The sequence below is a fragment of the Nocardioides sp. Leaf307 genome, from assembly GCF_001423135.1.
Lineage (GTDB): Bacteria > Actinomycetota > Actinomycetes > Propionibacteriales > Nocardioidaceae > Nocardioides > Nocardioides kribbensis.
In genome coordinates this window covers 614,916-638,363 of sequence record NZ_LMNY01000002.1, presented here as the reverse complement: position 1 = coordinate 638,363, position 23,448 = coordinate 614,916, and the positions used below count along the sequence as shown (strand labels likewise).

General features: G+C 74.7%; 22 protein-coding genes. 18 read left to right on the top strand and 4 right to left on the bottom strand.

Going from position 1 to position 23,448, the window contains the following annotated elements; translation table 11 throughout:
- Nucleotides 1-4: 4 nt before the first annotated feature.
- On the bottom strand, nt 5-1,084 hold the full coding sequence (locus ASF50_RS12225) for a trans-sulfuration enzyme family protein (RefSeq protein ID WP_056904623.1): 1,080 nt from the start codon (nt 1,082-1,084) through the stop codon (nt 5-7).
- A gap of 63 nt (nt 1,085-1,147) precedes the next feature.
- Between ASF50_RS12225 and ASF50_RS12220 the strand changes: the two genes are divergently transcribed.
- Nucleotides 1,148-2,563, top strand: a complete 1,416-nt coding sequence (locus tag ASF50_RS12220; RefSeq protein ID WP_056904622.1) for a UDP-N-acetylmuramoyl-tripeptide--D-alanyl-D-alanine ligase — start codon at nt 1,148-1,150, stop codon at nt 2,561-2,563.
- An 11-nt stretch (nt 2,564-2,574) separates the two neighbouring features.
- A complete protein-coding gene (locus tag ASF50_RS12215) occupies nt 2,575-3,654 on the top strand; it encodes a D-alanine--D-alanine ligase family protein (RefSeq protein WP_056904621.1) in 1,080 nt (359 codons plus the stop codon).
- Nucleotides 3,655-3,703: 49 nt separating this feature from the next.
- Here the strand turns inward: ASF50_RS12215 and ASF50_RS12210 are convergent, their stop codons facing one another.
- Nucleotides 3,704-4,657 carry a D-alanine--D-alanine ligase gene (locus ASF50_RS12210; RefSeq protein ID WP_056862345.1) on the bottom strand — a complete coding sequence of 318 codons (954 nt, stop codon included), beginning with the start codon at nt 4,655-4,657 and terminating at the stop codon, nt 3,704-3,706.
- A 140-nt stretch (nt 4,658-4,797) separates the two neighbouring features.
- Nucleotides 4,798-5,034 carry an Lrp/AsnC family transcriptional regulator gene (locus tag ASF50_RS12205; RefSeq protein ID WP_056862346.1) on the bottom strand — a complete coding sequence of 79 codons (237 nt, stop codon included), beginning with the start codon at nt 5,032-5,034 and terminating at the stop codon, nt 4,798-4,800.
- A 147-nt stretch (nt 5,035-5,181) separates the two neighbouring features.
- On the opposite strand from ASF50_RS12205, the gene ASF50_RS12200 reads away from it, so the two are divergent.
- Nucleotides 5,182-6,177, top strand: a complete 996-nt coding sequence (locus ASF50_RS12200) for a thiamine-phosphate kinase (protein ID WP_056904620.1) — start codon at nt 5,182-5,184, stop codon at nt 6,175-6,177.
- 89 nt (nt 6,178-6,266) lie between these two features.
- Here the strand turns inward: ASF50_RS12200 and rpmB are convergent, their stop codons facing one another.
- A complete protein-coding gene (gene rpmB / locus ASF50_RS12195; RefSeq protein WP_056862348.1) occupies nt 6,267-6,452 on the bottom strand; it encodes a 50S ribosomal protein L28 in 186 nt (61 codons plus the stop codon).
- A gap of 236 nt (nt 6,453-6,688) precedes the next feature.
- On the opposite strand from rpmB, the gene ASF50_RS12190 reads away from it, so the two are divergent.
- The 15 genes from ASF50_RS12190 to ASF50_RS12120 all read left to right on the top strand — a co-directional run bounded on the left by ASF50_RS12190 (nt 6,689) and on the right by ASF50_RS12120 (nt 23,445).
- Entirely contained in the window at nt 6,689-8,356 is a 1,668-nt protein-coding gene (locus tag ASF50_RS12190) for a DAK2 domain-containing protein (protein WP_056904619.1), read from the top strand.
- Between the two features lie 19 nt (nt 8,357-8,375).
- Nucleotides 8,376-10,628 (top strand): ATP-dependent DNA helicase RecG, encoded by a 2,253-nt coding sequence (locus tag ASF50_RS12185; RefSeq protein ID WP_056904618.1) that lies wholly within the window; start codon nt 8,376-8,378, stop codon nt 10,626-10,628.
- Entirely contained in the window at nt 10,625-11,194 is a 570-nt protein-coding gene (rsmD, locus tag ASF50_RS12180; protein ID WP_056904617.1) for a 16S rRNA (guanine(966)-N(2))-methyltransferase RsmD, read from the top strand. The genes ASF50_RS12185 and rsmD overlap by 4 nt, the downstream gene beginning before the upstream one ends.
- A 75-nt stretch (nt 11,195-11,269) precedes the next feature.
- Nucleotides 11,270-11,761 (top strand): pantetheine-phosphate adenylyltransferase, encoded by a 492-nt coding sequence (gene coaD / locus ASF50_RS12175; protein WP_056904616.1) that lies wholly within the window; start codon nt 11,270-11,272, stop codon nt 11,759-11,761.
- A gap of 108 nt (nt 11,762-11,869) precedes the next feature.
- A complete protein-coding gene (locus tag ASF50_RS12170) occupies nt 11,870-12,427 on the top strand; it encodes a YceD family protein (protein ID WP_056862897.1) in 558 nt (185 codons plus the stop codon).
- Between the two features lie 128 nt (nt 12,428-12,555).
- Entirely contained in the window at nt 12,556-12,741 is a 186-nt protein-coding gene (rpmF, locus tag ASF50_RS12165) for a 50S ribosomal protein L32 (protein ID WP_056862353.1), read from the top strand.
- Between the two features lies 1 nt (nt 12,742).
- Nucleotides 12,743-13,507 (top strand): ribonuclease III, encoded by a 765-nt coding sequence (gene rnc, locus ASF50_RS12160; RefSeq protein WP_082503227.1) that lies wholly within the window; start codon nt 12,743-12,745, stop codon nt 13,505-13,507.
- Nucleotides 13,508-13,510: 3 nt separating this feature from the next.
- Nucleotides 13,511-14,419, top strand: a complete 909-nt coding sequence (mutM, locus tag ASF50_RS12155; RefSeq protein ID WP_056862354.1) for a bifunctional DNA-formamidopyrimidine glycosylase/DNA-(apurinic or apyrimidinic site) lyase — start codon at nt 13,511-13,513, stop codon at nt 14,417-14,419.
- Between the two features lie 146 nt (nt 14,420-14,565).
- Complete coding sequence (locus ASF50_RS12150; protein WP_056862355.1) at nt 14,566-14,766, top strand: hypothetical protein; 201 nt, start codon at nt 14,566-14,568, stop codon at nt 14,764-14,766.
- A 77-nt stretch (nt 14,767-14,843) separates the two neighbouring features.
- Nucleotides 14,844-16,103 (top strand): MFS transporter, encoded by a 1,260-nt coding sequence (locus ASF50_RS12145; protein WP_056904615.1) that lies wholly within the window; start codon nt 14,844-14,846, stop codon nt 16,101-16,103.
- A 108-nt stretch (nt 16,104-16,211) separates the two neighbouring features.
- Complete coding sequence (gene smc / locus ASF50_RS12140) at nt 16,212-19,784, top strand: chromosome segregation protein SMC (protein ID WP_056904614.1); 3,573 nt, start codon at nt 16,212-16,214, stop codon at nt 19,782-19,784.
- Nucleotides 19,785-19,889: 105 nt separating this feature from the next.
- Nucleotides 19,890-20,345 (top strand): acyl-CoA thioesterase, encoded by a 456-nt coding sequence (locus ASF50_RS12135; RefSeq protein WP_228941880.1) that lies wholly within the window; start codon nt 19,890-19,892, stop codon nt 20,343-20,345.
- Between the two features lie 70 nt (nt 20,346-20,415).
- Nucleotides 20,416-20,619, top strand: a complete 204-nt coding sequence (locus ASF50_RS12130; RefSeq protein WP_056862359.1) for a hypothetical protein — start codon at nt 20,416-20,418, stop codon at nt 20,617-20,619.
- 120 nt (nt 20,620-20,739) lie between these two features.
- Complete coding sequence (gene ftsY, locus ASF50_RS12125; protein WP_056904613.1) at nt 20,740-21,906, top strand: signal recognition particle-docking protein FtsY; 1,167 nt, start codon at nt 20,740-20,742, stop codon at nt 21,904-21,906.
- A gap of 258 nt (nt 21,907-22,164) precedes the next feature.
- On the top strand, nt 22,165-23,445 hold the full coding sequence (locus ASF50_RS12120; protein WP_056862899.1) for an ammonium transporter: 1,281 nt from the start codon (nt 22,165-22,167) through the stop codon (nt 23,443-23,445).
- The last annotated feature ends 3 nt before the right edge of the window (nt 23,446-23,448 follow it).

Below are 23,448 nucleotides of genomic sequence, written 5' to 3'. Positions count from 1 at the left end.
GGTCTCAGCCCAGGTCGTCCAGGGCCCGGCGCAGGTCGGCCCAGAGGTCCTCGACGTCCTCGATGCCGACGGAGAGCCGCACCAGGGCGTCGGGCACGCTGGCGGGCTCCGACTTCCAGCGACGACGGCGCTCGAAGGTCGACTCCACACCGCCGAGGCTGGTGGTGTGGACCCACAGCGAGGTCTTGCGGGTCAGCAGGTCGGCGGCGAGGGCTCCCTGGGCGAGCACGATGGACACGATGCCGCCGAAGCCGGGGTAGCGCACCTCGCCGACCGCGGGGTGCTCGCGCAGCCGTCGAGCCAGCTCCCCGGCGTTGGCCTGGGCCCGCTCCACGCGCAGGTGCAGGGTGCGCAGGCCGCGCAGGGCGAGGTAGGCCTCGAGGGTGCCGGGCACGGCGCCGAGCAGGTCGCGACGGCCCTTGAGCACGCCGAGGAGCTCGTCGTCGGCGGTGACGATCGCCCCCATGAGCGCGTCGCTGTGCCCGGCGAGGTACTTGGTCGCCGAGTGGACCACCAGGTCGGCGCCCAGGCTCAGCGGCCGCTGCAGCAGAGGAGTGGCGAAGGTGTTGTCGACCACGACGTAGGCGCCGGCCTCGTGGGCCGCTGCGGCGATCGTCTCGATGTCGGCGACCTCGAGCGAGGGGTTGGTCGGCGACTCCAGCCACACCAGTGCCGCGTCGTCGCAGGCGGCCACGCAGGCCGCGGTGTCGGTGACGTCGACCAGGTCGGTGACCACGCGACCGCGCGCCTCGAGGTCGGCCAGCTGGAGGATCGTGCCGTTGTAGGCGGTGCGGGGGGCCACGACCTTCGCGCCCTGCCCGACCAGGTCGAGCACGGTGGCGACGGCGGCCAGGCCCGAGGAGAACGACAGCGCCCGGCCGCCCTCGAGCGCGCCCAGGGCCTCCTCGAAGGCCTGCCAGGTCGGGTTGCCCCAGCGGCCGTACTCCCGGTCCCCGCCGGCGACGAAGGTCGACGCCATCGTGATCGGGGTGTTGAGCGGCTGGTCGGCCTCCCGCGGCGGGCGACCGGCCGTCACGGCGACGGTGGAGGGGCGGAGCTCGGCGGGCTGGGGGTGGTCGGCCATGACGTCCAGACTAGGGTCACGCGACATGACGTCGAAGGTCGGGACCGCGCCCGGAGCAGCCCTGTGATCGCCCTGTCGCTGGCCGAGGTGGCCGCGGTGGTCGGCGGGGAGGTCGTGCTCCCCGCCGGCGCCGGCGGCACGACCGGCGCCGAGCCGGGGGCGGTGGCCGGGGCGGGGACCACCGTGACCGGCCCCGTGGTCATCGACGGGCGCGAGGCCGGTCCGGGCAGCCTCTTCGTCGCCTTCGTGGGCGAGCGCTCCGACGGCCACGACCACGCCGCGCAGGCCGGCGAGGCCGGCGCCGTGGCGGTGCTGGGCAGCCGTCCGACCCCGCTGCCGACCGTGGTCGTGCCCGATGCGCGCGCGGCGCTGCAGCGCCTCGCCTCCCACGTCGTGGAGCAGGTCCGCCGCGCGGGCGGTCTCACCGTCGTCGGCATCACCGGCTCGCAGGGCAAGACCTCGACCAAGGACCTGCTCGGCGCCGTGCTGGCCCACGCCGCCCCGACGGTGGCCACGCGCGGGTCCTTCAACAACGAGCTCGGCATGCCCCTCACCGCGCTGCGCGTCGAGCCCGACACCCGCTACCTGGTGCTCGAGCTCGGCGCCCGCGGGCGCGGCCACATCGCCGAGCTCACCGCCCTGGTGCGCCCCGACGTCGCCGTCGTGCTCAACGTCGGCCAGGCCCACCTCGGCGAGTTCGGCTCGCGCGAGGCCATCGCCGAGGCCAAGGGCGAGCTGGTCGAGGCCCTCACCGCCGAGGGCACCGCCGTGCTCAACGCCGACGACCACCGCGTCGCCGCGATGGCCTCCCGCACGCGGGGCGCGGTGGTGAGCTTCGGCGAGGCCGAGGGCGCCGACGTACGGGTCGGGGGGCTGCGGCTCGACCGGCTCGGCCGGCCCTCCTTCACCCTGGCCACCGCGCAGGGCGACGTGCCCGTCACGCTGCGGCTCGTCGGCGCCCACCAGGCGCTCAACGCCGCCGCCGCGGCCGCGGCCGCGCTCGCGGCCGGCGTCAGCCCCGCCCTGGTCGGCGAGGCGCTCGACGCCGTCGAGGCCCTCTCGCAGTGGCGCATGGAGCTCACCGAGCGCGCCGACGGCGTCGTGGTGCTCAACGACTCCTACAACGCCAACCCCGAGTCGATGCGGGCCGCCGTCGACGCCCTGGTCTCCCTCGGCGCCGACCCGGCCGTGCGGCGCACCGTCGCGGTGCTGGGGGAGATGCGCGAGCTGGGGGAGGCCGCGCCCGAGGAGCACCGCGCCGTCGGCTCCTACGCCGCGCAGCGCGGCGTCGACGTCGTGGTCGTGGTGGGTGCTGCCGCGCAGGGCATCGCCGCCGGCGCCGGGCAGCGCGCGGTGCTGCTGCCCGACAACGCCGCGGCCGTCGCGTGGCTGCGCGAGCACGTCGCGGAAGGTGACGCCGTTCTCCTCAAGGCCTCCCGCGGGGCGCGCCTCGACGAGGTGGCCGCGAGCCTTCAGTAGGGTCGCGGACCATGACCGAGACCCCTTCCCGGAAGGTCCGGGTGGCCCTCGTCTTCGGCGGCCGCTCCGGCGAGCACGCGATCTCGGCGGCCACCGCCGCCGGGGTGATGAGGGCGATCGACCGCGACACCTACGACGTGCTGCCCGTCGGGATCACCCGCGAGGGGCAGTGGGTGCTGGCCCCCGACGACCCCGCCCGCTGGGAGCTGGCCGCCGACCGGCTGCCCGAGGTCACCACCGACGCCGGGCCCGCGCTGGCCAGCCTCGGCGAGGCCGGCCCGGTCGACGTGGTGTTCCCGCTGCTGCACGGGCCCTACGGCGAGGACGGCACCATCCAGGGCCTGCTCGAGCTCGCCGGCGTGCGCTACGTCGGGGCCGGTGTGCTGGCCTCCGCGGTGGGCATGGACAAGCACTACATGAAGCTGGTCTTCGCCGGCCACGGCCTGCCCGTGGGGCCCTACGTCGTGGTGCTGCCGCGTGCCTGGGAGCAGGACCCCTCCGCGGTGGTCGACCGGGTGCAGGCCGAGCTGCGGTTCCCGGTCTACGTCAAGCCCGCCCGGGCCGGCTCCTCGCTCGGCGTGACGCGCGTCGAGGACCTGACCGGGCTGGCCGACGCCATCGAGGAGGCGCGCGCCCACGACCCCAAGGTCCTGGTCGAGCAGGCGCTCGCCGGTCGCGAGATCGAGTGCGCGGTGCTCGGCGGACGCGCCGGGGGCCCGACCCGCGCGTCGGTGCCGGGGGAGATCGTGGTCGACCACGACGCCGCCGACTTCTACGACTTCGAGGCCAAGTACCTCTCCGACTCCCAGGCCCGCACCCAGGCCCCGGCCGACCTGCCCGACGACGTCGCCGAGCGGGTGCGCGCCCTGGCCGTGCAGGCCTTCGAGGCCATCGGGGGCGAGGGGCTCTCGCGCGTCGACGTCTTCGTGGCCCCCGACGGCGACGTCGTGATCAACGAGATCAACACGATGCCCGGCTTCACCCCCATCTCGATGTACTCCAAGATGTGGGAGGCCTCGGGCCTGGCCTACACCGACCTCGTCGGGGAGCTCATCCAGCTCGCCCTCGAGCGCCCGGTCGGCCTGCGCTGAGGCCCGGCCCGGGCGTCAGGGGCTCGAGGCTCGAGCCCGGCGTCCGGGCTCAGCCCGCGACGACGCCGCGCAGCAGGTCGCGGGCGACCTCGCCCAGCGAGGTGCCGCTGTGGGTGCAGGCGTAGGGCATCACCGAGGTCTCGGTCATGCCGGGGGTGATCGCGGTCTCGAGCACGACGAAGGAGCCGTCGGGCTCGACGATGAAGTCGGAGCGTGAGACGCCGCTGAGGCCGAGCACGCGGTGGGCCTCCACGGCGGTGCGGCCGATCTCGGCGACCTGCTCGTCGGTGAAGGGCGCGCGGGAGAGCGAGACGTACTCCGCGGTGTAGCGGGCGCTGAAGTCGAACTCGTGGCCCTTCTCGTACTCCACCCACACCGGCATGAGCGCCTCGAGACCGCCGGGGCGCTCCACGCAGACGACGCTCACGTCGACGCCGTGGTGGAAGCGCTCGATGAGCGCGTCGTCGCAGTAGGCGTAGCTGCCCACGAGGGCCGAGGGCAGCGCCCCCATGCCGTCGACGCCGGTGACGCCGAGCGCGCTGCCGCAGCGGGTGGGCTTGACCACCACACGGTCGCCGAGGCGGGTCATGACGTGCTCCATGAGCGCGTTGGCGCCGATGTCGCGGAAGGTCTGGGCCGAGAGGCCGACGCTCTGCGGCACCGGGATGCCGGCCCGGCGCATCAGCTCGCGGGCGGTGCCCTTGTCCCAGGCCACGCGGCAGGCGTTGCTGGAGGAGCCGACGTAGGGCAGGCCGAGGAGCTCCAGCAGGGTCTGGATCTCCCCGTCCTCCCCGAACTGCCCGTGGAGCACGGGGAAGGCGACCGCGACCTTGTCGCGCTCCAGGGCGTGCATCAGGTTGCGGTCGAAGTCGTAGGCGTGCGCCTCGACGCCCTGGGCGCGCAGCTCGCGCACCAGGTTGCGGCCGCTGGCCAGGGAGACGTCGCGCTCGTGGCTGAGGCCGCCGGCGATGACGGCGACGGGGCCCGGGAAGTCCTCGCTCATGGCACGAGGGTCCCACACCGTCCGGTCGCCGGCGGCGGGTGCCGCCGTCCCGGACACGACGGACGCCCCGTGCCGTCGGGGGCGCGGGGCGTCGGTCGTGCGGTCGGTGCCCCGTCGGTGCGGGGCGGGAGGCGGCTGCCTCAGATGTGCACGACGGGGCAGGTGAGGGTGCGGGTGATCCCCTCGAGGGTCTGCACCTTGGCCACCACGAGCTTGCCGAGCTCGTCGACGTTGCGCGCCTCGGCGCGGACGATGACGTCGTAGGGCCCGGTGACGTCCTCGGCGAGGGTCACACCCTTGACCTGCGCGATGGCCGTGGCCACCTCGGCGGCCTTGCCGACGTCGGTCTGGATGAGGATGTACGCCTGGACGACCATGGTGGTTCTCCCTCTACAGCGACTCTGCTGGTCGGTGGATCTGCTCACGCAGACGATTCGCGGTCAACCTACCGCCCCCACCGCCGCGCCGGGTACCCGACCGTCACCGGTCCGCGCCACGGTCCCCGCGTCTGCTGGGATGGGGCCATGACACCCCCGTCGTCCGTCCCCTCGTCCGGCCCGTCGTCCCAGCCGTCGTTCCCGCCCGGGGCCACGCTGGCCGACGCCGGCGAGTTCGGCCTGATCGAGGAGCTCGTACGCCGCTTCCCGCAGGGCGAGCACGTCCTGGTGGGCCCGGGCGACGACGCCGCCGTGCTGCGGGTGCGCACCGGGCACGTCGTGGTGTCGACCGACCTCATGGTCGAGGGACGTCACTTCCGCCGCGAGTGGGCCTCGGCCGCCGACATCGGCCACCGCGCCGCGGCGCAGAACATCTCCGACGTCAACGCCATGGGCGGGCGCGTCACCTCGCTCACGATCGGCCTGGCGGCCCCGGCCGACCTGGAGGTCGCCTGGGCGCTGGACTTCGCCCAGGGCTTCGCCGACGAGTGCGCGCTGGTCGGGGCCAGCGTCGTGGGCGGCGACCTGACCCGCGCCGACCAGGTCGTCGTGGCGGTCACCGTCATGGGGGTCTGCACGGTCGCGCCGGTGCTGCGCTCCGGCGCCCGTCCCGGCGACGTCCTGGCGCTCGCGGGACGCCAGGGCTGGGCCGCGGGGGGCCTGGCGGTGCTGGGTCGCGGCTTCCGCTCGCCGCGGGTGCTCGTGGAGGCCTACCGCCGCCCCGAGCCGCCCTACGACGCCGGTCCGGCCGCCGCCGACGCCGGGGCGACGGCGATGATCGACGTCTCCGACGGCCTGCTGGCCGAGGCCGGGCACCTGGCCCGGGCCTCCGGGGTGGCCGTCGACGTGCAGCGCGCCGCGCTCGACCTGGCCGAGCCGCTCCAGGCCGTCGGTGCCGCGCTGGGCGCCGACCCGCTCTCCTTCGTGCTCGGCGGCGGTGACGACCACGCGCTGCTGGCGACCTTCCCGGCGGGGGCGGACCTGCCGGAGGGCTTCACGCCCATCGGCACGGTGGGGGAGGGCTCCGGCGTCACCCTCGACGGCGCCGCCTACGACGGGCCGACCGGGTGGACCCACTTCTGAGGCCCCGGTCCTCTGAGGCCCCGGTGAACGACGAAGGGGCCGTCACCGCGAGGTGACGGCCCCTGTCGAGGCGTGGGTGCTGCGCTGGGTCAGCGGGAGACCTTGCCGGCCTTGAGGCACCCGGTGCAGACGTTGAGGCGCTTCGGGGTGCCGTTGACCTTGGCACGGACGCGCTGGATGTTGGGGTCGAAGCGTCGCTTCGTGATCTTGCGCGACCACGGCCGGTTGTTGCCGAAGCCAGGCTTCTTGGCGCAGATGTCGCAGACGGCAGCCACCGTGAACTCCTGTAGATCGATTGCTAGAGATGAGGTTCGAACGACGTTCGAGGGGCCCGGTCGAGCGGGCAACCGCACCAGAGTATCCGACGTCTCCGGGCACGGGCGAATCGAGCCGACCGAGCCGCGCGAGCGGCGTCGGTGCGTTGATCTAGCCTAAGCCCCGCACCCCCCGGGCGACGATCCGGTCCGGGCGCCCCGTCCGCTGCCCCGGCAGCCCGACCCGAGGTGAGTCGATGGAAGTCCCCGGCAGCGGCCACGTGCAGCTGGCCGTCGTGCTGCGCTTCGTCGACGTCGCGGTCGACGCCCTCGCGGCCGCGCGCGAGGAGGTCGACGCGCTCAACGTCTATCCCGTGCCCGACGGCGACACCGGCACCAACATGCACCTCACCGTCTCCGCGGCGCGCGAGGCGGTGCGGCAGGCGGTGGCCGACCGGTCCGACGCCGACGTGGTGGAGGCCCTCGAGGCGCTGCGGCGCGGCGCGCTGCTGGGGGCCCGCGGCAACTCGGGCGTCATCCTCAGCGAGATGCTGCGCGCGATCGTCGAGCGCCTGCTCGCCGCGACCTCCGAGGAGACCAACGCCGGCGTCGTCGCCGACGCCCTGCGCCGTGCGGCGGCCGCGAGCTACGCCGCCGTGGGGGAGCCCGTGGAGGGCACGATGCTCACCGTCGCCCGTGCCGCCGGTGACGCCGCGGTGCTCCGGGCCGAGGAGCCCCGCGCCCGTGCCCGCGACGTCTTCGCCGCGGCCGCGGCGGCGGCGCGTGCAGCGCTGGCCGCCACGCCCGACCAGCTGCCGCTGCTGCGCGAGGCGGGTGTGGTCGACGCGGGCGGTCGTGGCCTGAGCGTCGTGCTCGACGCCGCCGAGACCGTCCTCACCGGCCGGCGCCCGGTGCCGGTCGCGACCGGTCTGGGGGCCGCCCGCACCATCCCGGTGCCCCACCTCGCCCCCGGTGGTCACGCGCTGGCCGCCGACGGGCCGTCCTACGAGGTGATGTACCTCCTGGAGACCACGGCCGAGCGTGTGCCGGAGCTGCGGGCGCGGCTCGGCGGGCTGGGCGACTCCCTGGTCGTCGTGGGCGGCGACCCCCTGTGGAACGTCCACGTGCACGTCGACGACGTCGGCGCGGCGATCGAGGCGGGCATCGACGCCGGTCGCCCCCACCGGATCCGGGTCACCCACTTCGCCGAGCAGCGCGCGGGCGCGGCGGCCACCCCCGTCGGCGCGGCCTCGCGCAGCGGCAGGCGGGTCGTGACCGTCTCGGCCGGTGCGGGCCTGACGCGGCTCTTCGAGGAGGCCGGGGCCGTCGTCGTGGCCGGGGGGCCCGGTCGTCGGCCCTCCACCGGCGAGGTGCTCGCCGCGATCGAGGCCAGCGGCGCCGCCGAGGTCGTGCTGCTGCCCAACGACGAGGCGTCGGTGCGGGTGGCCGAGGTGGCGGCCTCCACCGCCGCCCAGGACCTCGGTCTGCGGGTCGCCGTGGTGCCCACGATCGCCCAGGTCGAGGGGCTGGCCGCCCTGGCGGTCCACGAGCCCGGGCGCGGCTTCGACCGCGACGTGCGCGAGATGACCGCGACCGCGCGCCACGTGCGCCAGGGTGCGGTCACGGTGGCGGCGCGCCAGGCCATGACCATGGCCGGGCCCTGCGAGCCCGGCGACGTGCTGGGCGTCGTCGCGGGCGACTTCGTGGTCGTCGGCTCCGACGCCTTCGACGTCGCCACGCAGGTGCTCGACCGGCTGCTGGCCAGCGGCGGCGAGCTGGTCACGGTGGTGGCGGGGGTCGACGACCCCGAGGGATCCCTGGCCACGCGGGTGGCCGGGTGGCTCGAGGAGCAGCACCCCACCGTCGAGGTCGTCGTCTACGACGGCGGCCAGGACCGCTACCCCCTCCTGGTGTCGGTCGAGTGAGGGCGGGGAGGCTCTTCTCGTGATCGGTCCTGACTCCCCGGTCGAGACGGTGCTCGGCAACGCCGACAAGGCCAAGCGCGACCTCGTCGTGGACAAGCTGGGCCTGCGCACCGTCGGCGACCTCGTGCACCACCTGCCGCGGCGCTACCTGCGCACGGCCGAGCTCACCCTCGTCGAGGACGTCGAGGAGGGCCAGGTGCTCGTCGTCGTGGGCCGGGTCGTCGCCACGAGGGTCATCCCCTACGAGGACCGCCGCACCGGCAAGCCGGCCTTCCGCGTCGAGGTGACGGTCGAGACCGACGGGCCGCCGCTGCGCATGACGTTCTTCTCCAAGCGCAAGGGCGTCGCCCAGTGGCACGCCGATCGCCTCGAGGTGGGACGGCGGGGGATCTTCCAGGGCAAGGCCACGATCTTCAACCGGCAGTGGCAGCTGACCAACCCGCAGATGGTGCTCTTCAGCGAGGAGGAGGGGCGCGACCTCGAGCGGAAGCGCCAGGAGGGTCGCCAGCCCCTCGAGCTCGAGGCGCTGCGTGCCCTCTACCCGCTCTACCCCGCGATCAAGGGCGTGGACTCCTGGGATCTCCAGCGCGCGATCACCTTCGCCCTCTCGGTGCTCGACGACCCGCCCGACGCGCTGCCCGAGCCGTTGCGCGCGGAGCACGGCGTGCTCGACCGCGCCACCGCCCTGCGCTGGATCCACCTGCCCGACGACTGGGGGCAGGTCACGCGCGCCCAGCACCGCCTGCGCTTCGAGGAGGCCCTGGTCACCCAGCTGGTGCTCGGCCGTCGCCGCCGGGCGCTGCAGGCGCAGGGGGCGCAGGTCCGCGCCGGCGGAGGAGGGCTGCTCGCCGCCTTCGACGCCCGCCTCCCCTTTGAGCTGACCGAGGGCCAGCGCGCCGTCGGGGCGGAGGTGGAGGCCGACCTGGCCCGTCCCGTGCCGATGCACCGCCTCCTGCAGGGCGAGGTCGGCTCGGGCAAGACCCTGGTGGCGCTGCGCGCGATGCTGCGGGTCGTCGACTCCGGCGGCCAGGCGGCGTTGCTGGCGCCCACCGAGGTGCTGGCCCAGCAGCACCACCGCTCGATCACCGCACTGCTCGGCGACCTCGCCGGCGGCGGCATGCTCGGCGGTGCCGCCGAGGCCACCGGCGTCGAGCTGCTCACCGGCTCGATGACCAAGCGGCAGCGCACCGCCCCGCTCTCGCGGCTGGCCAGCGGCGAGAGCGGCATCGTCATCGGCACCCACGCGCTGCTCGAGGACACCGTGCAGCTCGCCGACCTCGGGCTCGTCGTCGTCGACGAGCAGCACCGCTTCGGCGTCGAGCAGCGTGCGGCGCTCACCGACAAGGCCGGCAGCCCGCCGCACGTGCTCGTGATGACCGCGACCCCCATCCCGCGCACCGTGGCGATGACCGTCTTCGGCGACCTGGAGGTCTCGACGCTCGCCGAGCTGCCGGCCGGGCGCGCGGCCATCCAGACCACGGTCGTGCCGGTGGCCGAGGCGCCGCACTGGGTCGACCGGGTCTGGCAGCGCGTGCGCGAGGAGGTCGCCGCCGGCCACCAGGTCTACGTCGTGTGCCCGCGCATCAGCGGCGACGTCGTCGAGCAGGGCGGGCAGGACGCCGTCGACCTCGACGAGGACGGGCAGCCCCTGGCCCGCCCGCCGTCGCTCAGCGCGGTCGAGGAGGTGCTGGCCGAGCTGCGGGCGGGCCCCCTGGCCGATCTGCGGGTCGAGCCGCTGCACGGCCGGATGACACCGGAGGACAAGGACCGCACGATGACGGCCTTCGCGGCCGGCGAGGTGGACGTGCTCGTGGCCACCACCGTGGTCGAGGTCGGTGTCGACGTCGCCAACGCCACCACCATGGTGCTGCTCGACGCCGACCGGTTCGGGGTCTCCCAGCTCCACCAGCTGCGCGGGCGCGTCGGCCGCGGCGGCCTGCCCGGGCTGTGCCTGCTGGTCACCCACACGCTGCCCGGACCGGCGCGCGAGCGGCTCGACGCGGTCGCGGCCACCACCGACGGCTTCGAGCTGAGCCAGGTCGACCTGGAGACCCGACGCGAGGGCGACGTGCTGGGCCGCTCGCAGTCGGGTGGCCGCTCCAGCCTCGAGACGCTGCGGGTGCTGCGCGACGAGGACACCATCCTCGCCGCGCGCGCGGCGGCCGGGAGCCTGCTCGACGACGACCCCGACCTCGACGGGGTGCCGCAGGTGGCCGCCGCAGTGCGCGCGCTCGAGGACTCGGTGCGCGCCGACTGGATGGAGCGCTCGTGACCCGGATCATCGGGGGCAGCGCGGGTGGTCGTCGCCTGGCCACGCCCCGCGGGGCCGCCACCCGTCCCACCAGCGACCGGGTCCGCGAGGCGCTCTTCTCGGTCATGGAGTCGTGGTGCGGCTCGCTGCACGGCCTGCGCTTCCTCGACCTCTACGCCGGCTCCGGCGCGGTCGGGCTCGAGGCGTGGTCGCGCGGCGCCGGCTTCGTCACGCTGGTCGAGTCCGACCGCCGCACGGCCGCCCTGGTGACGGCCAACGCGCGGACGCTGGGGTTCCCCCGCGCCGACGTGCGGGCCGCCCCCGTGGCCAGCGTGCTGTCGCGGCCCGCGGTGGCGCCCTACGACCTGGTCTTCGCCGACCCGCCCTACCCCCTGCCCGAGGAGGCCGTGGCCGCCGACCTCGCCGCCCTGGTCGAGCACGAGTGGCTGGTGCCCGGCGCGCTCGTGCTCGTGGAGCGCTCCTCGCGCAGCCCCGAGCCGACGTGGCCCGACGGCTTCGACGACGTGCGGCGCCGCACGTACGGTGAGACCACCGTGTGGACGGCCCACGCCCCCGAGCCGGACTGACCCCACGACCCGAGCACGACCCCGATCCCCACCTCTGCCCCCCACCCGACCCGACCCGACCCCGAGGAGTGGCGCGTGCGCCGAGCCGTCTGTCCCGGATCCTTCGACCCCGTCACGCTGGGCCACCTCGACATCGTCGGGCGTGCCGCCTCGCTCTTCGACGAGGTCGTCGTGGCCGTCGGCGTCAACGCCTCGAAGAACCGGATGTTCACCGCCGAGGAGCGCATGGACATGCTGCGCGAGGCCTGCGCGCCCTGGTCCAACGTGCGCGTCGACGGCTTCAGCGGGCTGCTGACGACCTTCTGCTCCGAGCACGGGGTCCACGCCATCGTCAAGGGACTGCGCGCGGTGAGCGACTTCGACTACGAGCTGCAGATGGCCCAGATGAACGCCTCCCTCAGCGACGTCGAGACCGTCTTCGTGCCGACCAGCCCCGAGTTCTCCTTCCTGGCCTCGAGCCTGGTGAAGGAGGTCGCGACCTTCGGCGGCGACGTCTCCACGCTGGTGCCGGCCTTCGTCGACGAGCGGCTGCGGGCCCGGATCGCGGAGAACGCCGCTGCCCGGTGACCTGCCTGGTGACCTGCGGGGGAGGGCCGGAGCTGCGTTTTGGTCCGCCACCCCCGCGGCGGTTACGATTCCCGACGATCTGTTGTGCCTGGAACCGGAAGTGACACCCTGAAGAGCCTGGACCCGAGAGCGCCGCTCGTGCTCGACACCCGCGAGCTCGGCCGCCGCCCGGGGTCCCAGCGTCAGGTGTCCCGTCAGGTCCCAGCCCCAGCAGATCTCGGCATCGAAGTCCTCCATGTCCCCGAGGGTGCGCCGGTCGACCTCGACCTGCGCCTCGAGTCGGTCATGGAGGGGGTCCTGGTGACGGGCGAGGCGCGAGCCACGCTCGAGGGCGAGTGCGCGCGGTGCCTGGAGCCGATCTCCGACGAGATCGAGGTGACGTTCCAGGAGCTGTACGTCTACGAGCAGCACCAGACCCCGCACGACGAGGACGACGAGGTCAGTCGGCTCGAGGACGACCTGGTCGACCTGGAGCCCCAGCTGAGGGACGCGGTGGTGCTCGCACTGCCGTTCCAGCCGCTGTGCCGCGACGACTGTCCGGGGCTGTGCACCGAGTGCGGTGCCCGCCTCGCCGACGATCCGGACCACTCGCACGAGGAACCGATCGACCCCCGCTGGGCCGGCCTGGCCGCGCTCCAGCAGGACGAGGCTCCCCGGGGCGACTGACCCGGCGCCGAGGCAGTACGGTGCACCGATCGTGCACCAACCCCGCACCACCCACCGAACGACCGGAGTGCCCATCCCGGGTGCTCCACAGCGAGCCGGACCTGCCGGCCCTGGTAGAGGAGAGAACTGTGGCTGTCCCGAAGCGGAAGATGTCGCGGAGCAACACGCGTCACCGTCGCTCGGCCTGGAAGGCCGTCGCCCCCACCCTGGTGACCTGCGCCAACCCGGCCTGCGGTGCCAAGCACCTGCCCCACCGCGCCTGCGCCACCTGCGGTCAGTACGGCGCGCGCGCCGAGCGTCGTCAGGTCCTCTGATCTGAACGACTACGCCGAGCTCCGAGCAGCGCTCGGGGACCCTGAGCTGGCCCCCGAGCTGCTCGAGCGTGCCCTGACCCACCGGTCCTACGCGTACGAGAACGGCGGCCTGCCGACCAACGAGCGCCTGGAGTTCCTGGGCGACTCGGTGCTCGGCGTGGTCGTGACCGAGCAGCTCTACGTCACCCACCCCGACCTCTCGGAGGGCCGTCTGGCCAAGCTCCGGGCCGCGGTAGTCAACGCACGCGCCCTGGCCGAGGTCGGGCGCGCGATCGGGCTGGGCGAGCACGTCAAGCTCGGTCGGGGCGAGGAGTCGACCGGCGGTCGCGACAAGGCCTCGATCCTCTCCGACACCGTCGAGGCGGTCATCGGCGCGGTGCACATGTCACCCGGGGGCTTCGAGACCTCGGCGCGCGTCGTGCACCGTCTCTTCGACCCGCTCATCGAGGCGGCGTCGGCGATGGGTGCCGGGCTGGACTGGAAGACCTCGCTGCAGGAGCTCGCCGCCGAGCACACCCTCGGCGTGCCGGAGTACGTCATCGAGGACGACGGCCCCGACCACATGAAGACCTTCACCGCCCAGGTGCGCGTCGCCGACCGGCTCTACGGCAACGGCAACGGCCGGTCGAAGAAGGAGGCCGAGCAGGCGGCCGCCGAGACGGCGTACGGCGAGATCGCCAGTGCCCTCGGCGTCGTCGACCCCACGACCGTCGCCGTCACCGAGGCCGTCGGCGAGGTCGTCGCGCCCACCGACGCCGACGCCTGACCCGTGCCGGAGCTGCCCGAAGTCGAGGTCGTCCGCGCGGGCCTCGAGCGCCACGTCGTGGGCGCCACCGTCACCGACGTCGAGGTGCTCCACCCGCGCCCGGTGCGCCGGCACGCGGCCGGCCCCGCGGGCTTCGCCGCCGACCTGACCGGCCGCCGCATCGTCGGCGCCCGCCGACGCGGCAAGTACCTGTGGCTCCCCCTCGACGACGCCGACACCGGTGACGCCCTGGTGGCGCACCTCGGCATGAGCGGCCAGATGCTGGTGCAGCCGCCGCAGGCCCCGGCCGAGCGGCACCTGCGCGTGCGGCTGCGGCTCGCGGGGGCCGACGAGGGCCGTGAGCTGCGCTTCGTCGACCAGCGCATGTTCGGCGGGCTGTCGATCTCGGTCGGCGGCGCCGTCCTCCCGCCCGAGATCTCCCACATCGCGCGCGACCCGCTCGACCCGGCCTTCGACGACGACGCCTTCGTCGCCGCGGTGCGCCGCCGCCGCTCGGCGGTCAAGCGGCTGCTGCTCGACCAGGGGCTGGTCTCCGGGGTGGGCAACATCTACGCCGACGAGTCGCTGTGGCGGGCGCGCATCCACGGCGAGCGGCCGGGGGAGCGGCTCACGCGCGGCCAGGTCGTCGAGCTGCTCGCGCACGCCCGCGAGGTCATGGGCGACGCCCTCGCGCAGGGCGGCACGTCGTTCGACGCCCTCTACGTCAACGTCAACGGCGAGTCGGGCTACTTCGACCGCTCGCTGCACGCCTACGGACGCGAGGGCGAGCCGTGCGAGCGGTGCGGCACGCCGATCCGACGCGTGGCGTTCACCAACCGCTCCTCGTTCTTCTGCCCCGTCTGCCAGCCGGCGCCGCGGCGTCGGCGGGCGCCGGGGCCGCTCGCCGGGCCGGCGCTGCCCGCCCCCGACTGAGCTCGACCCCGACCAGGCCCGACCGGGCCCGGCCAGGCCCCGCCTGTGCGCTCGGATTGACCCTGCGGGGCACCGGTGGGACTCTTGTAGACGGCCCTCTCAGGGTCGTACCGCACGCACCCAGACCCACCTCCGGAAGGTAAGCCATGGCCAAGGCGCTGATCGGCTACATGAGCAGCGACCTGCGCGACCCGCGCCTCGCCTCCGACAACGCGCGACTGCGCGCGCGGGTGGCCGAGCTGGAGTCGCTCGTCGTCCGCCTCAGCGAGGAGAACGACCGCCTGGTCGCCTCGCGCGCCGCCGAGATCCTCGACGCCGCGCACACCCAGGAGATGCAGCCGGCCTGACCCGCCGCACCGGTCGGCGCACGCCGGCCGGAAACCCGCGTGCCGACCGCGGGGCGGAGCGCTAGCGTCCTGACCCCGTGAGCAGTCTGGTCGAGATCGTCGTGCCCCGTCGGCTGGGCCCGGGCTACCGGTGGCTCCTGGCCTCCTCGTGGACCAGCAACCTGGGCGACGGGATCGTGCTGGCCGCCGGGCCGCTCCTGGTCGCCTCGCAGACCGACCAGGAGTTCCTGGTCGCGCTGGCGGCGCTGGTGCAGTGGCTGCCGCCGCTGCTGCTCGGTCTCTACGCCGGGGCGCTGACCGACCGCGTCGACCGCCGGCGGCTGGTGATCGCCGTCGACCTCGTGCGCTGCGGCGTCCTGGCCCTGCTGACCACGGCGGTCCTCACCGGCGCCGTCTCGATCGGTCTCGTCCTCGTCGCGCTCTTCCTGCTCGGCACGGCGGAGATGTTCGCCGACAACGCCTCGAGCACGATCCTGCCGATGCTGGTCGACCGCGACGACCTCGCGGTCGGCAACGCCCGGCTGCAGACCGGCTTCATCACCGTCAACCAGCTCGCGGGCCCGCCGCTGGGCGCCGCGCTCTTCGCGGCGGGCGCGGCGTGGCCGTTCGCCGCGCAGGCGGTGCTCGTGGCCCTCGGGGCCCTGCTGCTCTCGCGTCTCGTGCTGCCGCACCGGCCGGCGCCGACCGACGTGCCGCGCGCCGACCGGCGGCTGCGGGCGGAGGTGGGCGAGGGCTTCCGGTGGGTGCGCCACCACGCGGCCGTGCGCACCCTCGTGCTGACCATCTTCGCCTTCAACGTCACCTTCGGCGCCGCCTGGTCGGTGCTGGTGCTCTACGCCACCGAGCGGCTGGGGCTGGGCGCGGTCGGCTTCGGCCTGGTCACGACGGTGGGTGCCGTCGGCGGGCTGCTCGGCACGCTGTCCTACGGCTGGATCACGCGCCGGGTCAGCCTGGGCGACCTCATGCGCGTGGGGCTGGTGGTCGAGACCCTCACCCACCTGGGGCTCGCCCTGACCACCGACCCTCGGGTGGCCCTGCCGATCTTCCTCGTCTTCGGCGCCCACGCCTTCATCTGGGGCACCACCTCCATCACCGTGCGCCAGCGGGCCGTACCCGCCCGCCTCCAGGGCCGCGTGGGCAGCGTCAACCTGGTCGGGGTCTACGGCGGCCTGGTGATCGGGTCGGCCCTCGGTGGGGCGCTGGCCCAGGGGTTCGGGGTCACCGCCCCCTTCTGGTTCGCCTTCGTCGGCTCGGCGGTGCTCGTGGTCGCGCTGTGGCGCCAGCTCAGCCACATCGCCCACGCCGACGCGCGCACCGCGCCGCTCGACGACGTCTGACCCGCCGGCCGGAGCCGGCGCCGGTAGGGTGACGGGCGCCGGGCTTCCCCCACGTGGCCGTCGAGACGGCCCCGTGCCCGTCCGGACGCGACGACCGAGGAGCCCGTGGTGTACCTCAAGAGCCTGACCCTGAAGGGCTTCAAGTCCTTCGCGTCCGCCACCACGCTCCAGCTCGAGCCGGGCATCACCTGCATCGTCGGGCCCAACGGCTCGGGCAAGTCCAACGTCGTGGACGCCCTCGCCTGGGTGATGGGCGAGGCCAGCGCGAAGTCGTTGCGCGGCGGCAAGATGGACGACGTCATCTTCGCCGGCACCTCGGGCCGCCCACCGCTGGGGCGTGCGGAGGTGCTCCTCACCATCGACAACTCCGACGGCGCGCTGCCGATCGAGTACGCCGAGGTGACGATCAGCCGCACCATGTTCCGCAGCGGCGGCTCGGAGTACGCCATCAACGGCAGCACCTGCCGCCTGCTCGACGTGCAGGAGCTCCTCAGCGACTCCGGCATCGGCCGCGAGATGCACGTCATCGTCGGGCAGGGCCAGCTCGACACCATCCTGCACGCGACACCGGAGGACCGGCGCGGCTTCATCGAGGAGGCCGCCGGGGTGCTCAAGCACCGCAAGCGCAAGGAGAAGGCGCTGCGCAAGCTCGACTCCACCGACGGCAACCTCACGCGGCTGACCGACCTGCTCAGCGAGATCCGTCGCCAGCTCAAGCCGCTGGGCCGCCAGGCCGAGGTGGCCCGCCGTGCGGCGACCGTGCAGGCCGACGTGCGCGACGCCCGGGCGCGGCTGCTGGCCGACGACCTGGTGGGCGCCCGCACGTCGCTGGAGCAGGAGCTGGCCGACGAGTCGGTGCTCCTGGAGCGCCGGACCCGGCTCGAGGCGGCCCTCGCCGAGACCCGCGAGGCCGAGGCGGCTCTCGAGGCGGCGCTGCGCGAGGACCTCCCGGCGCTGTCGGCGGCCCAGGAGACGTGGTTCGCCCTCTCGGGCCTGCGCGAGCGGCTGCGGGGCACCCAGTCGCTGGCTGCCGAGCGCGTGCGCAACGCCGCCGGTGCGGCGCCCGAGCAGCCCTCGGGCCGCGACCCCGAGGAGCTCGAGGAGCAGGCCGAGCGGGCCCGCGCGCGCGAGCAGGAGAGCGCGGCCGAGGTCGAGGAGCGACGCGCCGCGATGGACCGGGCCGTCGCCGACCGCACGGCGGCCGAGGAGGCCGCCGCCGCGGAGGACCGGCGCGTGGCGGGTCTGCAACGGGCTGCGGCCGACCGCCGCGAAGGCCTCGCGCGGCTGCACGGCCAGGTCAACGCGCTGCGCTCGCGCGCCGCGGCGGCCGCCGACGAGGTGGGCCGCCTCGGTGCCGCCCGCGAGGCCGCGGTGGCCCGCGCCGAGCGGGCCCAGCGCGACTTCACCGCCCTGGAGACCCGTGTCGCCGGCCTCGACGCGGGCGAGGAGGGCCTCGACGCCGAGCACGAGGCCGCCGTGGCCGCCCTCGACGACCTCGAGGAGCAGCTGGCCGCCACCCGCGAGGAGGCCGCCCGGGCCGACCGCGAGCGCTCGGCGCTGAGCGCGCGCAAGGAGGCCCTCGAGATGGGGCTGCAGCGCAAGGACGGCGCGGGCGCCCTGCTCGCCGCCTCCGACGGCGTCTCCGGCCTGCTGGGCTCGGTCGCGGCGCTGGTGTCGGTGCGCCCGGGCCACGAGACCGCCGTCGCCGCGGCGCTCGGCGCCGCCGCCGACGCCGTCGCGGTCACCGGCCCCGACGCCGCGCTCGCGGCCATCGGCCACCTCAAGGACCGCGAGCTCGGCCGGGCCGGGCTGCTGCTGGCGGCCGACCCGGCCGAGGCCGGCGGGGCGGCGGCCGACCGTGACTGGCCGGCCCTGCCGGCGACGGCGTCGTACGCCGTGGACTCGGTGGAGTGCCCCGCAGGGCTGCGGGCCGCCCTGGCCCGCCTGCTGCGCAAGGTCGCCGTGGTGGACGACCTCACCGCCGCGCGCGCCCTGGTCGCCGAGGCCCCCGACCTCGTCGCGGTCACCCGTGACGGCGACGTGCTCGGCGCCCACCTCGCAGCCGGCGGGTCGGGCGACCAGCCGAGCCTGATCGAGGTCCAGGCCGCCGTCGACGACGCGACGACCCAGCTGGCCGAGGCGGTCGCGACGGGGGAGCGGCTCGGCTTCGCGCTCTCCCGCCTGGAGCGGGAGCGCCTCGAGGCCCAGCAGCGCGTCGACGCCGCGCTGGCGAGCCTGCACGAGTCCGACGCGACGCTGGCCGCCGTCGCGGAGGAGCTGGGCCAGCACGGCTCGCAGGCGCGCGCGGCGCGGGGGGAGGCCGAGCGCCTGGAGCAGGCCATCGCGCAGGCCGAGGCCGCGCGCGACCGCGACGTCGCGGGCCTGGCCGATCTCGAGGCCCGCCTGGCCGGGGCGGAGGAGAGCCCCGACGAGGAGCCCGACACCGCCGAGCGCGAGCGCCTCGCCGCGGCGGCCCGCGAGGCGCGACAGGGCGAGATGGAGACCCGGCTGGCGTTGCGCACCGCCGAGGAGCGGGCGCGCGCGCTGCACGGGCGAGCCGACTCGCTGCTGCGCGCCGCGGCGCAGGAGCGCCAGGCCCGTGCCCGCGCCGCCGAGCGGCGCCGCCGGCTCGAGCGCGAGGCCCGCGCCGCCCGCGCCGTGGGCGCCGGTGTGGCCGCGGTGCTGGAGCGGCTCGAGGTGTCGGTGGGCCTGGCCGCCGAGGCCCGCACCGCGATCGAGGAGCAGCGGCGGGGCCGGGAGGGCGAGCTGCTCGCCGCCCGGGCACGGCTGCGCGACCTGGGCCGCGAGCACGACGAGCTGGTCAGCACCGTGCACCGCGACGAGCTGGCCCGCTCCCAGCAGCGGATGCGCATCGAGCAGCTCGAGCAGCGCGCCCTCGACGAGCTCGGCGTCGAGCCCGACGCCCTCGTCGCCGACTACGGCCCCGACCAGCCGGTGCCGGTCGCGCCCGCCCCGGACGCGGCCGAGGACGACCCCGCCCCGGAGCCGGTGGCCTACGTGCGCGAGGAGCAGCAGAAGCGGCTGCGCAGCGCCGAGCGCGCGCTGGCCCAGCTGGGCCGGGTCAACCCGCTGGCGCTGGAGGAGTTCACCGCGATGGAGGAGCGCCACCAGTTCCTCTCCGAGCAGCTCGACGACCTGCGGCGCACGCGCAAGGACCTCCTCGACATCGTCAAGGACGTCGACGTGCGCGTGGAGCAGGTCTTCACCGAGGCCTACGCCGACGTCGAGCGGGCCTTCGACGCCACCTTCGCCCGGCTCTTCCCCGGCGGCGAGGGCCGCCTCGTGCTCACCGACCCCTCCGACATGCTCACCACCGGCATCGAGGTCGAGGCACGCCCGCCGGGCAAGAAGGTCAAGCGGCTCTCGCTGCTCTCCGGCGGCGAGCGCTCGCTGGTGGCGGTGGCCTTCCTGGTCGCCCTCTTCAAGGCCCGGCCGTCGCCGTTCTACATCCTCGACGAGGTCGAGGCCGCGCTCGACGACACCAACCTGGGCCGGCTGCTGCAGATCTACGAGGAGCTGCGCGAGAGCTCGCAGCTGCTCGTCATCACCCACCAGAAGCGGACGATGGAGGTCGGCGACGCCCTCTACGGCGTGACGATGCGCGGCGACGGGGTCTCCACGGTCATCAGCCAGCGGCTGCGCGAGGCGGAGACGGCCTAACCCCGGCGGCCGACCCGGACGGTGCGCAGCGGGCCCTCGACGACGCGGTCAGCCCGCGGCGCCCCGTCGTCGGTCGGCGCGCCGGGCGTTGGCAGGATGGCCGCCGTGAGCGACCGCACCCGACCCACCCGAGCCGACTACGTCGCCTGGCGCACCATCACCACGCGCTGGCGCGACGACGACGCCTACGGGCACCTCAACAACGCGACCTACTACGAGATGTTCGACACCGCGGTCAACGCGCACCTCTACGAGCACACGGGCGTCGACGTGCGCCGCCTGCCCGCCATCGGCGTCGTGGCCGAGACCTCGTGCCGCTACTTCCGCGAGATCGGCTTCCCGGCCCCGGTGGAGTCGGGCCTGGTCGTCGACAAGGTCGGCACCTCCTCGATCGTCTACCGCATCGGTCTCTTCCAGGGCGACGCGGAGGAGGCGGCGGCCGAGGGCCGCTTCGTCCACGTCTACGTCGACGACACCGACCCGGCCCGGCCGGTGACCCCGATGCCCGACGTGATCCGTGTCGCAGTCGAGCCACTCCTGCGCGGGGGTGAGGCGGGCTGACCCCGCCTGTGCGACCGTGACGGTGCGGCCCCGACCGGGCGCCGCGCCTCACACGTCTCGGAAGGTCCGCGTGCTCGTCATCGCCGTCGCCATGCTCGTCATCCTCGTCCTCGCGGGCCTGGTCATCTTCTACGTCGCCTTCCCGCACCGCGGGCAGACGCCGCCGCAGGGCGAGTGGCTCGGCGGCGTGATGTCGCGCGCCGCCGACGCCGTCCCGACCCTCGAGCACGACGCCCGCGCCCGGGTGGGCGCGCAGCAGGACCGCTCCGCCTGAGCATCCGCCCGCGGCTGTGGGCCGGCTCGCGAGCAGCCCGGCGGCAGGTGCCGTGGGGCGAGCCGCCGAGTCACGCTCCTGCCCGACAGGCACGGCGGCCCGCTCTGGTTGGATGAGGCCATGGAAGCCATCGCCATCCTGATCCTCGTCATCGCGCTGGTCGGCGTGGCCCTCGTGGCCACCGTGACCGGCCTGGTGGTGACCCGCCGCCGCAAGCCGGCGCCCCTGCCCGACACCCACACCGACGTCCTCGGCACGCCCGTCGAGGACGGCGCCGAGCCGGTCGAGCTCAGCTCGCCGCCGGCCACCCTCGAGCCCGAGGCGCCGGTCGAGCCCGAGACCGCCCCCGCGCCGACCCTGGAGCGGCCGGAGAGCACGGCCTCGCGCCTGCAGCGGCTGCGTCAGCGGCTGGCCGGCTCCCAGGGAGCCCTGGGCCGCGGCCTGCTCGCGCTGCTCTCGCGCGACCGGCTCGACGAGGACACCTGGGAGTCCATCGAGGACACCCTGCTCACCGCCGACATCGGCGTCGGCCCCACCCAGGAGCTGGTCGACCGGCTGCGCACCCGCATGCGCGTCGACGGCGCCGACGCCTCCCAGGCCCGCGAGGTGCTGCGCGAGGAGCTGCTGGCCCTGGTCGACCCGAGCATGGACCGCCGGCTCCAGGTCAGCGGCGAGGACGGCCGGCCCGGCGTCGTGCTGGTGGTCGGCGTCAACGGCGCCGGCAAGACCACCACGGTGGGCAAGATCGCCCGCATCCTCGTGGCCGAGGACCGCTCGGTGGTGCTCGGCGCCGCCGACACCTTCCGCGCCGCCGCCGTCGAGCAGCTGGCCACCTGGGGCGAGCGCGTCGGGGTCGACGTCGTGCGCGGCCCCGAGGGCACCGACCCCGCCAGCGTCGCCTTCGAGGCGGTCAAGCAGGGCGCGAGCGAGGGCGCCGACACCGTCATCGTCGACACCGCGGGCCGGCTGCAGAACAAGGCCGGCCTCATGGACGAGCTGGGCAAGGTCAAGCGGGTCATCGAGAAGCAGGCCCCCGTCACCGAGGTGCTGCTGGTGCTCGACGCCACCACGGGTCAGAACGGCATGATCCAGGCCCGCGTCTTCAGCGAGGTCGTCGACGTCACCGGCATCGTGCTCACCAAGCTCGACGGCTCCGCCAAGGGCGGCATCGTCGTGGCCGTGCAGCGCGAGCTCGGCGTGCCGGTCAAGCTCGTGGGCCTGGGCGAGGGCCCCGACGACCTGGCGCCCTTCGACTCCGGCGCCTTCGTCGACGCGCTGCTGGGCTGAGCGCCCGGCGCACGCCGACCGGGCCGCACGGGCGCGGCCCCGCACCTCGGTGCGGGGCCGCGCCCGTCGTCACGTCATCGTGAAGTTACACAGCCACCGGGTCGTTTACGTGGCTGAAACACACCTCACGGGGAGAGGAAACCTGGCCCCACCAAGGTCTCCTGCAACAGCCGCTGGGCCGCCGACACCGGAGTCGCCGACGCCCCAGCGTCACCGCGCAATTCCCCTGGAGGTCCTGTGGACGGCTATTACGCCTTCATGCTCATCGCGACAGCGCTCGTGCTGATGATGACGGTGCCCGCGCTCGCCCTGTTCTACGGCGGCATGTCCCGCTCGAAGTCCGTGCTGAACATGATGATGATGTCCTACATCGCCGCCGCGATCGTGGGCATCCTCTACGTCGCGGTCGGCTGGTCGATGGGCTTCGGCGGCGAGGGCACCTTCTTCGCCAACCCCTTCGAGCTGTTCTGGCTCGACGGCGTCACGACCGACGGCTACATCTTCGTGATGTTCCAGATGACCTTCGCGATCATCACCTGCGCCCTCATCAGCGGCGCGGTCGAGGGCCGCATGAAGTTCGCCGCCTGGGTGACCTTCGTGCCGATCTGGGCCCTGGTCGTCTACTTCCCGCTGGCCCACATGGTCTTCAGCTGCACCGACGACTCCCTCATCTGCGGCCGCATCGGCGCGCAGGACTACGCCGGCGGCACGGCCGTCCACATCAACGCCGGCGTCGCGGCCCTCGTGCTCGTGCTGCTGCTCGGCAAGCGAGTCGGCTGGCCCCGCGACAAGATGCGCCCGCACAACCTGACGCTGACCATGCTCGGCGCCGGCCTGCTCTGGTTCGGCTGGTACGGCTTCAACGTCGGCTCGATCGTCTTCGGCGGTGAGAGCGAGGAGGCCGACATGGCCCAGTTCCTCTCCGAGACCGGCCGCACCTTCGCCAACACCACCCTGGCCACCATGGCCGCCATCCTCGGCTGGCTGGTCGTGGAGCGCGTCCTGCACAAGAAGGCCACCTCGCTCGGCGCGGCCTCCGGCATCGTCGCGGGCCTCGTCGCCATCACCCCGGCCGCCGGCGCGGTCGACATCGAGGGTGCGGTGGCCATCGGCGCCATCGCCGGCGCGGTCTGCGCCTGGGCCGTCGGCCTGAAGTTCAAGGCCGGCTTCGACGACTCCCTCGACGTCGTGGGCGTCCACCTCGTCGGCGGCATCGTCGGCACGGTGCTGATCGGCGTCTTCTCCACCAGCGACGGCGCCGGCGGCGTCGACGGCCTGCTCTACGGCGGCGGCGTCGACTCCCTGGTCGACCAGGTGCTCGGCGTGCTGGTCGCGGTCGCCTACTCCGGCGTGCTGACCGCGGTGATCGCGCTGGCCATCAAGTACACCATCGGGCTGCGCCTGGCCGAGGAGGACGAGGTCGGCGGGATCGACCTGGCCGCCCACGGCGAGTCGGCGTACGACCTGCACACCGGCGTCGGCGGCTCGGGCAACGCCACCAGCGTGCTCGCGCCGAAGACCCAGAAGGAAGGTGTCTGAGCC